General features: G+C 56.6%; 6 protein-coding genes and 5 pseudogenes. 6 read left to right on the top strand and 5 right to left on the bottom strand.

Annotated features, from left to right (window positions below; all coding sequences use genetic code 11):
* Positions 1–381: 381 nt before the first annotated feature.
* A pseudogene (locus ACSKB8_RS04110) lies at positions 382–588 on the bottom strand (IS66 family transposase); the annotation flags it as partial.
* A gap of 271 nt (positions 589–859) precedes the next feature.
* Here ACSKB8_RS04110 and ACSKB8_RS04105 point away from each other — a divergent pair.
* A pseudogene (locus ACSKB8_RS04105) lies at positions 860–1,305 on the top strand (hypothetical protein).
* On the opposite strand, the gene ACSKB8_RS04100 reads toward ACSKB8_RS04105, so the two are convergent.
* Positions 1,262–1,807, bottom strand: coding sequence for an ABC transporter permease subunit (locus ACSKB8_RS04100; protein ID WP_438102688.1), 546 nt, complete (start codon positions 1,805–1,807; stop codon positions 1,262–1,264). The pseudogene ACSKB8_RS04105 and the gene ACSKB8_RS04100 sit on opposite strands and share 44 nt — an antisense overlap.
* Positions 1,808–2,026: 219 nt before the next feature.
* Here ACSKB8_RS04100 and ACSKB8_RS04095 point away from each other — a divergent pair.
* The 5 genes and pseudogenes from ACSKB8_RS04095 to ACSKB8_RS04075 form a co-directional block, all read left to right on the top strand.
* A pseudogene (locus ACSKB8_RS04095) lies at positions 2,027–2,495 on the top strand (prolyl oligopeptidase family serine peptidase); the annotation flags it as partial.
* Between the two features lie 334 nt (positions 2,496–2,829).
* Positions 2,830–3,584 (top strand): annotated as a pseudogene (locus tag ACSKB8_RS04090) (phosphoenolpyruvate hydrolase family protein); the annotation flags it as partial.
* A gap of 21 nt (positions 3,585–3,605) precedes the next feature.
* Complete coding sequence (locus ACSKB8_RS04085) at positions 3,606–5,009, top strand: sigma 54-interacting transcriptional regulator (RefSeq protein WP_438110381.1); 1,404 nt, start codon at positions 3,606–3,608, stop codon at positions 5,007–5,009.
* Between the two features lie 834 nt (positions 5,010–5,843).
* Complete coding sequence (locus ACSKB8_RS04080) at positions 5,844–6,260, top strand: hypothetical protein (protein ID WP_438102686.1); 417 nt, start codon at positions 5,844–5,846, stop codon at positions 6,258–6,260.
* A 154-nt stretch (positions 6,261–6,414) separates the two neighbouring features.
* Positions 6,415–6,798, top strand: a pseudogene (locus tag ACSKB8_RS04075) (IS66 family transposase); the annotation flags it as partial.
* 364 nt (positions 6,799–7,162) lie between these two features.
* On the opposite strand, the gene ACSKB8_RS04070 reads toward ACSKB8_RS04075, so the two are convergent.
* The 3 genes from ACSKB8_RS04070 to nodU all read right to left on the bottom strand — a co-directional run bounded on the left by ACSKB8_RS04070 (position 7,163) and on the right by nodU (position 13,740).
* Positions 7,163–8,098 carry an NAD(P)-dependent oxidoreductase gene (locus tag ACSKB8_RS04070; protein WP_438102684.1) on the bottom strand — a complete coding sequence of 312 codons (936 nt, stop codon included), beginning with the start codon at positions 8,096–8,098 and terminating at the stop codon, positions 7,163–7,165.
* An 814-nt stretch (positions 8,099–8,912) separates the two neighbouring features.
* Positions 8,913–10,187 (bottom strand): hypothetical protein, encoded by a 1,275-nt coding sequence (locus ACSKB8_RS04065; RefSeq protein WP_438102682.1) that lies wholly within the window; start codon positions 10,185–10,187, stop codon positions 8,913–8,915.
* Between the two features lie 1,840 nt (positions 10,188–12,027).
* Positions 12,028–13,740, bottom strand: coding sequence for a nodulation protein NodU (nodU, locus tag ACSKB8_RS04060; protein ID WP_438102680.1), 1,713 nt, complete (start codon positions 13,738–13,740; stop codon positions 12,028–12,030).
* Positions 13,741–14,397: the final 657 nt, after the last annotated feature.

The following is a 14,397-nucleotide window of genomic DNA, read 5'->3' as shown; positions in this document are numbered from 1 at the left end:
GACTTGATGCCGTGCTTGATCGCCTGCTTCTTAGGCTCGAACTGAACGGTGACTCTATGCGTCTCCTGCCCGTTCGTCTTCGGCCTTAATTATGTGATCGACCGATAAAGACCGACAGCTGCATCCCACGAAGCTGACCGGCCGCTACGGCACTAGTGAGGGTGCGCGTCCGGCCAGCTTCGCTCCGTCGAGCGATCACGACCAAACATCAAATCTGATCCCTTCGGCAGCGGCTTGACCACAGCTTAGACGATAGTGCCAATTACCTTTACGATCGGGCGCGTGATCAGATCAGAACGCTGCGCGGCATCAGATCGGAATAACTGTGCGCGATCATTGGAACGCGATGAAGGCGAGAGCCGGGCAGGTCTGTCCCGGCGGCCAAGCCTCTGGATCGGTCAACAGCGCCGCGCTTTCTCCGCCGAAGCTGCAGCCGCTCCTCAGCGTTATGCCCATAGGTCTCGTGCTCGATCTCGAACAGCTGATCAGTCCGACGAACCGCTTAGTGCAGTGGGCGAGATCGCTGTCGCCGAACGTCCGCGGCGCGTTCTAGGCGATATCGTTGAACGCTCTTCGGCCGTGTGCCCATCTTGCGTCCGGACAAGTCCTGGAAAGAAGGAAGAATGCGATCTGAAATCGTGACCCATCGCGCGACGTCCAGAATATCGGCCGATTGTGCTGGAATGATGATCATGCAACCTAAGTGAAGAAGTTTGAGCGCCATTCCCATCGCCGTTCACATTGGCAATTGCTAATATTTATGTCGTGAAATTCGCCGTGCAGTGCAGTCATTGCACCGCTCCATTGCGGCCTTCTATGCTCAACCCCGAAACCGCCGCCTGTCTCCGTCGAATTCTGGATGAAGTGTGCAAGGATCTGTCGCGGCACAGACCGACATCCGAGCGCACGTCGCTTCCAAAATTCTAGAAGCCGCCTCTCGCGCGTGCCTGCCGAATTCAAGGGGCGCGAATTCTATTCGCATACCCCCTTCACGACGCTCATGCGCACGACCGTCTCGGAGAACGAGCGCATAGGCAGGCCACAGCAGAGCGCCTTTCGCAAGCAAAGGCGCCCGCCCTCGTTTTGTGGCCGGCCAAGGGGGTGTCTGACTATGACCGGGACGGCGGCATCTTTCGAAATCCTGATGCCGATAGAGCCTGGTTCGACGCTGTCAGGCAAAATCTACCGCCCTCGATCATCGTCCGCGAGCTGGATTGTCACATCAACGATCCGGAATTTGCAGACGCGGCCGCATCGTGGATCAGTCGACGACTGACAACTGCACACCGGGATTCAGCAGCTTGAGAAGAGCGACCGTCACGGGTGTCTTGGTCGAGGAGAGGATCAGACCGAGGGCGAAGTTGTGCCAGGCGAGCAGGAAGATCAGCAACGGGGCGCCGATCAGTCCGGGCTTCAGAAGCGGTAGCACGATGTGCAACACGACCCGAATTGGTTTGGCGCCATCCATGGCCGCGGCCTCCTCGATGTCTTTCGGAATGTCTTCGATATAAGAGCGGCTCATCCAAACCATCATCGGCAATGTGGCAACCTGGTAGACCCAGATCATCCCAATGTAGGTGTCATACAATCCAATCGTCTGAAAGACGCTGAAGAGCGGGATGACGACCAAGAGGACGGGGGCAAAGCGGAAGCCCAAAATGAACAAGAAAATGATGTCGAACTGATTGAGGGACTCGATCAGCCGAAACACAGCGGCGATTAGAATATATGGCGCAATCAGCGGAAACTCTATGTGCAGGAAGGTTGCCCAGCCCTTGGCACCATGGACACGCGCGGCCTCCCTCACCTCTTAAGCGACTTACCGGCCTGCTTTTCCTTCACTAAACATTGTGTAGATCGCCGCTCTCATCATCATCGCCTGCACGGCAGCGTCACCTACATTTACGGTAATGCTGGCAAGGACTCTGTCGTGGCAAGGGCGCTTCTGCACCGCACTTATCCAGCGATCTGTGGACGCCGCGCTTCCTCCGGGCGGACCAACCGCCAATCCAGGCCCTCAAACCCCGACACTTCGGAGCTCGTGGCTGCTGGCTGGACGCCGCCGCTGAGCTTTCATGCGAAGGGGAGAGATGGCGAGACTGATATTTGGGGCGTCATTCACCTTCCCATTAATTTCGATCAGACCAAGCGATATCCGGTCGTAGAGAGAATATATGCTGGCCCTCACGGTTCTTTCGTTCCGAAGTCCATTCTCAGCCTCGGCCGAGCCGCTCGCGCAACTTGGATTCGTCGTTGTACAGACCGATGGCATGGGGACGAACAATCGCTCCCGAGCGTTCCACGACGTCGCCTGGAAAAATCTGAAGGACGGTGGCCTTCCCGATCGAATCCTGTGGCACAAGGCCGCAAGCGCAAACTATCCATGGTACGATATTTCAAACCTCGGCATTTTTGGTGCGTCCGCCGGTGGTCAGAATGCGGTGAGCGCACTCCTCTTCCATTCTGACGAGCTCCGAAATGTCGGCGCTTTCGACCTGCATGAGCTCCGAGTTGTCACTGGTTCGGTATAAGACCAAGCTCGGCGGAAGGTCAATTCGTGAACACAGGTCTAGAAGTGGTAGCAGCCACCGGAGAAGTCCGCTCGCTGATCGATGAGTGCAGCAAGACCTTCGTCGACTATCAGCCGCTAAACATGGACCAGGAGTGCACTGGCAAAATCTTTCACCCAAGGGGGCCGGCAAGGTTCGTCTTGCGGCGTCGCCTGCGGACTGTCACCTCTTCATGTCGAACGGAAGGGCGCTAAGACGGCTTCACCCGCCCGCAAATTGGAGCTAGTTTTCGAACCTGCCGTGCAGGAGGCGGGCCGGTATGCACACGCGGGCGGACCAGATAAAGGACGGCGGGATCAGAAAGTTCTTCCGGAACTCCCGCTCCTTTGTGCTTGGGGCGGGAATCGGATCGGGGATGACTGCGAGAGCCGCCGAACGAGCGGGGGCAGATTTTCTGCTTGCACTTAACGCTGGCCGGTTTCGTGCGATGGGGGGCTCGTCACCGGCCTCAATTCTTCCAATCCGCAACACCAACGAATTCGTGGCCAGTTTCGCCACGACCGAAATCCTGCCCAGCACAAAATTGCCTGTGATTTTTGGCGCCTGCACGTTTGATCCGCAACTCGATATTGACGGCTTTCTCGAGCGCATCACCAGATGGGGCTTTTCAGGTGTCACAAATTTCCCGTCAGTCATCCACATCGATGACTATCGAAGGTCGCTTCTTGAAAAGTGCGGGCTCGGCTACGAGCGGGAAATCAAACTCCTAGTGAAGGCGGCAAGCCTCGGCCTTATGACCATCGCCTATGCCCGCACCCAGTCTGACGGATGCTTGAAGCGGGAGCCGAGGCCATCTGCATCAACTTCAATCTCAACTGGGGCGCTGAAAGTGCGGCGGACCCAACGATCAGCTTGACGGAACTCGCTGCTCGCACGAGCGCTGTTGCGCGTGTGGTTCAATCGATTGACAAGAATGCGATCTGCCTGCTTGGCGGCGGACCTATTAAGAAGCCGGATGAATTGCTGGATATTTGCCGCGAAACAGGCGTCCAGGGATTCATCGGCGGCTCCTCGCTCGATCGCGTCCCACTGGAAATGTCGGTCCTTGAAGTCACGTCGGGCTTCAAGACTATTCACTTGCTTCGTGAGAAAGTCGACCTCCTCGAGCGCCAACTCCAATTGAGCGGGGTCAGGCACGGTGTCATCGCGCAGTCCTCAATCATGAAGCGCGTGCTCGAAACCGCAAGGCGTTTGGCGAGCAGTCCCAATCCTGTGCTGGTTTGGGGCGAGGCGGGGTCAGGGAAGCGACGAATAGCCCACCTCGTTCACGCCTTCAGCGATCGGAAGCAGATGAAGCCAGCCTTGTTCCATTGTCGCCCGGGACCGGCAATCGATACGGTCGGCGCGCTGTTCGGAGCCGAGCGCAGCGAGAACAGGAAACGTCAATTGTCGGTTCTTGAAACGGCGAGTGATACCGCAGTCTTGCTGACACATATCGATCAGCTGTCGCGAGACGGACAGGAGCGTCTTGCCGATTACCTCGAAACCGGCAGTTTCACTCCGTTCAATGGCGTAACCCTTGTAAAGTCAAACGCCCGGATAGTGGCGACTGCAACAGTGGCTCGTGGAGCCGGCTTGGAAAGTGTTCTATGCCTGCGCCTGCTTGCCTTCTTTGTTGGGCTCGACATAGAGTTGCCCGCTTTGGCCAACCGCCTCGAAGACCTTCCACAGCTCATTCAGCATTTCACTGTCGAGGCCAAGGGAGATTCGAACGCGTCAACGCTTGCAATAGAAAAATCTGCGTTCTTGGCGCTAGCGAGCTATCATTGGCCCGGAAACTTGAGAGAATTGCGCCAGATCGTCAACCAACTTGTCGCCCTGAAAGATGCTCATATAGTCGCGGAGGTACTCAAGCCGTTGTTGAGCGCTGGAGTATACCCCAAGCCCACATCGGCATTCTCCGAGCGCGAATGGATCATCGAAGGCCTGAAAAGAAACAGGCTGCATCGCGGAAAGACTGCTCGTTCTCTGGGGCTTTCGAGAAAGAAACAAGATCAAGAAACTACGGATCCTGGAGTAGCCTACTCTCACTTTTTGCGCACAAGTTCCTTCGAAGCCGTCGCACCCAACAGCGAGAACTTCGGGATCGATTCCTGTTCTACACAGCTGACCAAGTCCATCTCGTCCCGAATCCTCATCGCGAGATCCTCTTCCCGCAAATACACGATACCATCCAGATGCGAACCAAGTCGCCTCTCTGCTGCCATGACTTCAGATTCCCTGGCCGCAGTAAACAACGTCTTGAATTTCAGGCTTGCGAACCATTCCATGCGCCGAAGTTCGATCTCCAGCCCAGGATTTACCGGCATGCCAGTCGTAGGTCGCTCAATGATGGATGCAGGTGGGAAATTTACGACTCCGGCTATTCCTGCGCCTTTCAATAACTCGGAAAAATCCTCCCAGCAGGCGAAGGGGTCGATCATGACCATTGCCGCATAAACGTGAACGGATGGTTTGTCGTGCAAGGTCTGCAAGTTTCGCAAAAGGCAGTCGTTCCAGTCGATCACGGGCAAGGTTGCCATTACAAGCAAGGAGCCTTCTGGAAGGCTCCGCAAGGAAGGCGCGTAGATTTCCAGGGACGCGCCATTGAGTGCTGCCGATAAATCGGTGGCAAGCCTGCAGACGACTTTGGCCTTCACTGCTCTATCCGATCTTACCCATCTCGGACTCTTGTCTGTTCTTATACGACATTTTCAGCCTAGTGTAGACTACCCGTTGTTAAAAAGGTCCGAGCGAGAAGGAAAGTCGTGTCGACGCTATGCGTGTCGAGCAACTCGGGCTCTGCATGCGCTCCAGCGCCGACCCTCATTCATCCGCCAGCTTTACACCGCAAAAAGTCACAGCGTCGGCGCCATCACGCGCCTGCTCAATGAAGGTCAGATTCCGATAGCCAGAGAAACAGGCCGCGGGGCGGCTCGATGCTGCGCAGTCCTGCGTATAAAGGAGGGGCCGACTTTGGAAAGACGCGGATCGCGCCGCGCATGCGTGTGACGAGGCCGTTGCGATTGCGCGGCGGCGTCCTCGCAACAGCGCCAATCATGAACCTTCCTCGCACGAAGTGGATCGAATCCATGTGCCGACCATCATCAGCGAAGAGACTTTCGTATTGGCGAATGAGCCTTTGGAAGCCAACAAGAAGCATACCCCGCGACGCACGATCGCGCCGAGCGCCCTGCAAGGATCGTTGAGCCGCGCCAAATGCGGCTATGAGCGATATCGCGTCCACCAGGTCGAGCGCTCGAACCATCCATTACCACCGCTGCTTGGGCTCGGATGGCAGGCGCGCGCTCGGCGGGCCAGTCTGCAACAATCAGCCCGATGCGTCCGATTCTGCTGGACGCGGTGGTATGGAAAGAGATCGCGCGTTTACCGGAAGACCGACATCTAATCGAAGACGAACTTGAGCGCCGGCTCAAGGCGGCGCGCAACGCCGATCCCACACACACCGGGAAGAAACGTTTCACCGCGATCTTGCGGGCTCCCGGAAAGCTCGAGCGTCTGCTCACGGCCTCGCGGGAGAGCCTTCTCTCACTTGAAGAGCTGCGCACTCGCATGCCCGATTTGCGCAGCCGCGAACAGGCTTGCTTGTTGGAGTGCAAGAGATCAAAGTCCGATCGAAGGAGCAGGAAGGTTGTCTGCGTCTCGCCGTCAGGAGCTTCCTCGATCGCCTGCGCTCATCCGTCGGTGTAATCGAACGCCAACGCGTGCTGCACCTTCCGGTGAGAAGTCCTCCTCGGCGACGACAAGTATCGTCATCCGCCACTCCATCCGCCCACGGGTGGAAAGGCGCCCGGCGCCACCGATAATTCCGTAACCGCTCCTCCACCGCAAAGTTATCCTTCTGCGTTCAGCGGCGCGCCCCGCGCCAGGAAAGGGCAAGCCGTTTCTCGAGGACGTGCGGGCCTGGTTACTGCGTGAGCGTGAAACCCTCTCGCACTCCTCCGAGATCCTGAAGCCTATGAATTGCATGCTCAGGCGCTGACGCCGTCGCCCGCTTCCTGGAAGATGGCAGAATCGACTTGACCAAATTGCGTTGAGTGCGCATTGAGAGGCATCGCCTTGGGGCGCAACTGGACCTTTGCTGGCAGCCAGCGTGGTGCCAACCGTGCCGCCATCATGCTGGCGATGATTACCTAGCTTCAACGTCGATCCCAGGCCTTGGCTCGCCGACGTACTCGCCCGTATCGTCGATCGTCTCGCTTCGCGTCTGCACGAACTGCTGCCCTGAAAATGCAAGCTCCTACGCCAAGACGACAAGCCCGCCGATCAGCAGGCCGCCTGACCTTTGCGCAACGCCATCATAGAGCTCACCATACTCGTGCGCATGCGCCAATCAGGCCGTCTTCGTCGTATACGTGCCATCGTCCGAAGGGTCTGGTCGCATCGCACCAAGCGGTGGCCGAAAGCAGCCTGGAAGGAATATCCGACGAGGCGGCTGCGTACCCTTCAAGCTGGTAGGGCTGGTCTGACTGATCTCTTCGCTTCAGGCCACGCGAGAGCCCATTCATGAAAGCTGTAGGAATGCCCAGCATTGAATCGGTTGCCTCAGCGCAGTAATGCAAGCCATATAACGGAACAGATGGACAGCATTCCTACCTTGCGTCTCGATAAGTCAAAGAGTCTACGGGTGAGACAAATGAGGTAGCGTCAGTTCGGCTTTTCCCTGGAAAACCGCGGCATTTAACCTGGCGGCAGCAGCCAGCCAGGACGGGCACCGAAACGGAACTTTCCTCTGCTAGGCGCACTGCGCACTCAATATCCTTTGCGGCATTCGCAATCGAGATCGCCAGCGCATCAGGTTTCTCGCCCAACAAAAAGGCCACGAAAGCTTGGAATATTCCGCTATTGGTGGAACCACGACTGACCAAAGAGCGGAGCGTCACAAGATCGATGTCAAGACTATTCGCAAATTGACAGACCTCCGCGGCTACCGCCGCTATGCCCATTGTCATGCTGTTATAAACAAGCTTGAGCTTGTGACCTTGTCCAACATCTCCGACATGAAAAACACTCTCACAAAATGCGGCAAGAATGCCTTCAGCCACCGGAAAAAGCGTATCACTCGATCCAACGATCGCGTTTAGAAGGCCGAACTCTGCTTGTTCGGGGCTCCGCGTTACTGGGGCATCTATAAAGCTTAGGCCACACTTGTGAGCCTGCTCGGCCAGTGCGATTGTCGAAGCGGGATAAGAGGTCGTGCAGTCTATTATTAAGCCTCCTCGGGGCATATGAGCAAAAAGCCCGTCTTCCCCAAGGCACACCGTCTCAACCTCGCGGCTCGACGGCAAGGACAACACGACAGCACTTACATACTGCGCCAACTCAGCGATCGAGGAATGTTCACGCGCACCCGCGTCAGTCAAGCGATCTGCACCGGCACAATTCTTGTTGGCTTTGATATGCAGCTCGACTTGGCTACGTAATAGGCTGATACCCATTCCGGTTCCCATGCGGCCGACTCCGACAACCCCTATTCTCCGCTTCGGCGTTTTAGGGCCGACGTTGGGTGATGGTTCCTCGCCAATCATGATCTATAGATCCCGAAAAAATCCGTGACTTTCTAAGTCGGGAAAGAACTCGTGATGGTGCTAATCCTGTAGTCTGGATACGCAGCCCGCAAGCGGGCATCCGACAGAGTGATGCGGCTTTCAAAGGCTAGCACATCCTTGATGTAGTCGTTGCTTCCGAGTCTTATCAATTGGGACCGAATAGGGGTGACTGTATGGTTGCTCACGATGATGGGCAAAGCAGCTTCCCGGTGCGCTGGCTCCACATTCTGCGCGACCTCGCCAGATCGGTGCCTTATCCGCATGAGGTTCGGTCGGTATCGTGAAACACCGCACTCCCATTAGAGACTGCGATAACGAACCGCGGAACATCGCAGTGTTCCCGAAGCGTCTTCATCGATCATTGCATGAACCAAAGTGGGCTAGAATGGCATTGGTCGTTTGGAGCAGCGCGTACATCGTTGCGCAGCATTCCATTCCAATCAAAGACGAGAACGGGTTTCATAATCCGACCTCTCGCGCCGCGATTGATTCCAAACAGGGCGCGCTGCCGACCAATGCACGCAAGTTCCTGTCCGCGCGTTGCTGTCCCGCACGGGTCGGCATCTTGAATGTAAAGGGTGACAAATCGAAGCCTTCTAGCCTGTGGGCAAGCGATGATACAAGGAGCGGGAGGGGCAGATACGATACGGTGGCTGCGTTGATGCACGCCGCGATACTATTCTCGATGATTCTTAGCACTTGCGGCTCCATTTGGTGAAAGCGAAGGCTTTGCGCGCGCTGTTCGGGCGGCAATCGTTTCCATATCTGCCAGAATCCTAGCTCATCCAGTGTGTCAATACCCATGCCGTAGTAGTTCGGAGCCACGATAGGCGGCGAACCGATCGCCCAATGTAACGCTCGTGGCTCCAGCGGCAAGGAGCAAACTCGTAACAGCTTGACTGGTATCGCCACGAATTAGAGCCTCGTCGACCATCATTATAGTGCTTCCACCAATGTCAGGCTCCGACACTCGGTACTTTTGAGAAATGCGAGACTTTCGTCCGTCAAGTGTGCCGATGAGGGTTCGTTCAACAAATTGCGTTGCGACTACTTCGCGACGCTCAGCGAAAATGCCGTGCTCAGCGAGCGATGCAAACAGCCCGTCCGCGTACGGGCCCCCCGTATGAGGCATAGAGGAAACAATTGTAGGCGCTGAGCGTGATTCCGCTTGCAGTCGCTGCGACACAGGTCCGCCCAAGGCGACCCCGATGTTGTAGCGGGTTTCGAAATGTGATTGGCCGTCGATCGACGTGTGTGGACTTCCCAAATAGAGAGTTTCGTATGCGCAGAGTTTGGCCCTATATCGCCCCTTGCTCACGGAATGATCATTGCTGCACCCGGTTTGCCCGTCTACATACTTTATGTGGCCGGGCAAGAGTTGCTGCGTCTTACCTTGCAAAGCAGCAAACGCGCAATTTTCAGAAGCAAAGAGAAAGAACCCGTCATTTGTTCGCATGGTTTCCAATGGTCGCAAACCGCTTCGATTGCGGTATGCGACAAGATTTCCTTCTCCGTTCAGGAGAAGCGCGCTAATAGCGCCATCAATACGCTCATCAAGTTCGCGAAAGACGGCTTCGTAACTGGCGGGTAGACCGCGGCGCCAATACTCTCGTTCGCAGGAGCGTTCAATCCACTTGAGTAGGAGCTCAGCATCGTTGTTGGGACCTAACCGTTGCCCCTGGGTAAGCAATTCTCCCCTGAGTTCGCGGGCATTGACCAAAGCTCCATCCAGAGAAATTGCTAAATGGTGGCTGGTGCCCTCATTGTTGTGAATTGGCTGAAGGTCGTCGTCACGATCGCTGCTTCCGCGCGATCGGCTACGGATTTGGGCGATTGCAACATGAGGACGAAAACTGCGATCCTGTTCAATGGGCTCAATGCGTACAGAATCGCGCGATGACGGAAGCGCTCTCCCATATCGAATACCCCGCTTATGCATGAAAGCGGCAACTCCGACCCCCGCCTGTCCACGAAGTGCCAGTTTCGGAATCATGTGCTTGAGTTGATCGTAAACGGTCGCTGTTGAAGTGCTTGACGAGTATAGAAACGCAGCAGCAACGCCGGACATTCACGTTCCTCTTTATTGAATAGCCGATGTCCCAGCCCGCATTACAGGCCAATGCATTTGGGCTCCACCGCGTGAGATGCGGGGCCGCCTCTCGTTAAGCAATCGCCGTACCAGTCTCTGCGTGACTTGGCGGGCGCTGCCGGAGCGATGGAAGTCGAAAACTCAACCATTTGGTCCTGCCAGGATGAGTTTTTATCGTCCGAGTCCCGACACACTTGTCCAAAATGCGACGAGTTAGTGCGAGGAGCATCGAGCCAAAACCGGTGCTAGTTGACGTTCAAGGAATTTACGGAGAGCGTTGCACTTCGAGCTTACTTGCGGCAGTTCCCTGACGTGATCGAATCCAGCGCGGCCGTGATCGCTCAACGCGTGGTCAACGCTTGCCGGAATGAGCTGCCAACATTAGCGATTTGTCAGATATAGTGTCCTGAATGATCAGTGGGTGACCGGTGGGTGATCGGCGCGGATCGTAGGTCAGATGCAAGGAGCTCGGCATACAAGGCCAACTACAATCTAGCTATCGTCAATGGTCATGTCGAAGCACCGTCGCGGGCCGCGTAGCTCTCGCCCCTTCAAAGCCAGGGGGATGTGAGATCAACTGAATTGCACGCCTCGTTGATGACGAAAGGAGCTTCGGCAGGGCGAGCGATGGCAGGACTCGTTTCGCGCGCCAGGGACGCGAGGAGATGTCCTGCCGAACGGCGGTCGGTTCCGAGGATCAATTCATTTGTTGTTCGGCCCAATCACTCGCCGGGGTTTACGACGTCTTGCATCGGCTCCGGTTGCTCGGTCCACTTCTCTTATCGCATAGACCTCAGTTGAGAGTACTCGCAACGGGGCACGGCCCGTGTTGAGAAACAGGTTTGTTGGTTTGTATGAACTCGTCAGCGTCAGCGGCTAGAGCTAAGTTGTAAACCGCAAGGGCGAGGAGGACACGCGGTCTGGATCACTCCACGAACTCGACAACCTTGTAGGAGGCCACTCATGCTGTCGCGCCCGAGGTGGCTCCTTTCTATTTAGATCGCGCATTGCCGGCGGTGGCGACTTAGCCACGACGGCTGCTGCTGTCGGAGATCAGTTCATGGGTCTGGCGGCCGACGAAATCGTCGAGCCGCTCTCGTCGGCGCGCAAAGAGACGATGGCTGCAATCAATGCTGGGACAACCGCTATGTCGATCCCCTTGGCTCATGCCGCTTCGTAGGGCCGTCGCCGAAAAGCTCTCGGCTCAACCAGCCGTGAGTTGGGGCCCGGAAGAGATCGTATTCACTACGGGTTCAAAGAATGCATTGCTCTCCGTGGCCGTGACCGTCCTAGAGCGCGGCGACCAGGTTATCATTATTCGCCCTTGGCAGCCGACATTCCTGGCCCAGGTCCTTGGCGCCGGCGCAACACAGTGTTCGTCGATGCGCACCGCCCGAGATACATTCCTGATATCAGCGCAATCCGAGTTGCCGTCACGCTACGGACCAAAGCCATAATCATCAATGCGCCTAACACTCCGACGGGCGCAGTTTATAATTGAGCGATACTTCAAAACATCGGCGAGCTCGCTATCGAATTCCGTATTGGATCATTTCAGACGAGTGCTACTCGGGATTGTTATTGACTGGTGTACTGCACCCCGATTCCATCGTCACGATGCACCCCGGCGTCCGTTCACCGACAATCGTGGTCAACGCATGCTCAAAGGAGCTGGCGATAGGCGAATGTCGCTTGGGCTATTTCGCAGCGGCGAGATCACATCGGTGCTGGCCAAGCCCGGTTCCCGGCAAAGGCTCGCGCAACAACTTGAACTAGCCTCGTCAGGCGATGCCATAGTGCGCCGCGAGCGACAGCTCGCTTACGGAGTTTTTGTCCATAGCACGCCATCGCACCACACGTGCTCAACGCGTCCCCACTCGCAGGCAGCTGCGACATGCGGGAAGAACCCACGTCCATTGTGGTTGGCACTCGTATTGCAAAGCAGCGGAATGCCCGTGAGGTTTTCGTATTCGACGAGAAGCTCGGCGACTTTGTGCTGAGAGGTTCTGCAAATTGTCTGCAATCGCGCAGATCCATCGAGATGTACAACAGCGGGGATTTTGTCCCGCCATTCTGCTCGCGTCTCGTGATCGAAGAGCATGTAGGGGTCCGGCGTTCCGGGAATGAAGATATCGGGCGCGCGATCCTCAAGGCATATCGGCGCCACCGGTCGGAAGTGTTCGCGAAGTTTGATGTCGTTCAGATGATTCTTCATTCGGGGTGAGGTCGCGGCCGCGAGAATGCTTCTGCTACCCAATGCCCGAGGTCCAAGTTCGGCGCGGGCGGCAAGAAAAATGACGGGCTTGTTACGGGCGAGGATGGTCGCCAGTTCATGCATACTACACGGTGAGGCCTCCCATTCGGGTGGCACATCACTACGTTGTAGGGTTGGACCACTATATACCGACCATTCCAACGGCCCAAAGCCGTTGTCTGCCACCATTGCGCAGCAAGCGGCTCCGATTGCCGAGCCACTGTCATTCGGAAACGGGGGCACCCAGACGGCATCGAACAGGCCTGTCGCACGTAGCGCGCTGTTCCATTTGATATTGAGGCCGCAGCCGCCGGCTATGCACAAATTGCGCGCCGTAAAGCGCGAATGCCGCTGCAAAGCAATCGCCATTTCGCGGACGAGCAGACGCTCGAGAAAACAGTGAAAGGATGCGAGCACATCTTGGGGGGCCGTGGCCTTCAATTGTTGCGCGCTAGCATCGAAGAAGTCATGCACAGTAGCCAGTGCGGACTCCATGCTCTTGATGTCGGTACGAAAGCTGGCAAGCGTCGTGTCAGCCGCAAAGCGCTCCTGGTAGAGGCCTTGAAAGATCTTGATGATGTTTTCATTAACAGACCCGAGCGCGATATAGGCCATCAGCTTGCCGGCAATACCCAGGTTGAGCTTGCCGGCACCGCCCGGGTCCACTTTGCCGGGATCACCCAGGTCCCAGTTGGGGCGCTTGGTCTGCTTATACGGTCCAAAGTGAAGGCCCGCGACGGCATAGACGTGTCCAATCATCGGGAATAGACATTCGATGAACTCGGCGCTCCTACGTTCTACATGATAGAGACGTGGAAAGGTGCCGCCGTCCCACACGAGGCAAAAGGCGGGCTGTCCAGCTTTGGCAAAGGGGCTGGTGCAGTATGCGGATGCCACATGACTTGTGACGTGCGGAAAGCTTCTATAAGGGAAATCTCTGCCGTCGAGCCTCAGGCCAACGGCGTCGCGCGAGGTGAGAAGGCCCTCTGCATGGCGTTCAACATACGGCCCCCCTTTTAGAGTGACGGGTACTGTTCCGCTGAGGACCTGGAATTGCGACTCCACTTTCCCCGCCCAGCCGTCGATGACGAACTGATCAACGTCCTGTGGATCCAGTCCGTGTTCCGCCAGGGCATCGACGATCGCATCAAGATTGTCGATCGTTTGATATCGCGGATTATTGCTCCGCTTCTCCTGCTCGATGCAAAAAATAAGCCGGCCGTCCTCGACAAGGGCCACCGCCCCGTCATGCGACAGCTTGATACCGCAGATGCGCATAGTGCCTCCATGTTTAGCGCGGCGATTTGCCTGAGTTGAAGATCAGGCCGGACTCCGAGAGCGTGCAAGCAAGCCCTCGTCATAGCCGATTGATCTCCTGGCACGCACTGTTCGTGTTCGACCTCGGTCAACGTTTCATTCCGCTCTCGATAACCGTTTGGGTATCGGCAGCGAGACTCCACCACGGAGATCCGATTCATAGATGCCGCGCGTAGCGCAGTGCACGATTTGGGCCAACACGAATTGGAGCAAGCCATCAGCAGACAGCCGCAGCATGTCGCGCATTGCGGATTAATCTCGCTCTTTGCGTTTGCGCCCTCGTCTTCGTCGAAAGGAGCGAAGCCCTGCAATTCCGGGTCATGCGACGGCGCCCGACCGCTCCACAGGCCAGTCGCGACGGGTGGAATGGGTGGTTTCGATCAATAGGAATGTCTTCTCGGATTCGTTCGGTGTGCGCAAGTGCAAGTGGAGGGATTGCCGCATGCGGTTCCTGAACGACTGGGGGTACGCTATCTTTATTTGTTCGTCGCCGGCGGCCCACTCACCGAGACCTTGCGTTACCTGTCGCGGTCGGCGAACTCATCGCACTGCTCGGACCTTGAAGTCGGGAAAGAGCCAGGTCTTACAAGGAAAGGCTGTTGATCAGACAGGTGTGAC

Origin of the sequence: Bradyrhizobium sp. BR 1432 (assembly GCF_051547705.1) — a bacterium.
Lineage (GTDB): Bacteria > Pseudomonadota > Alphaproteobacteria > Rhizobiales > Xanthobacteraceae > Bradyrhizobium > Bradyrhizobium zhanjiangense.
The sequence above is the reverse complement of the archived record's forward strand: the minus strand, read 5'-3'. Positions and strand labels throughout refer to the sequence as shown.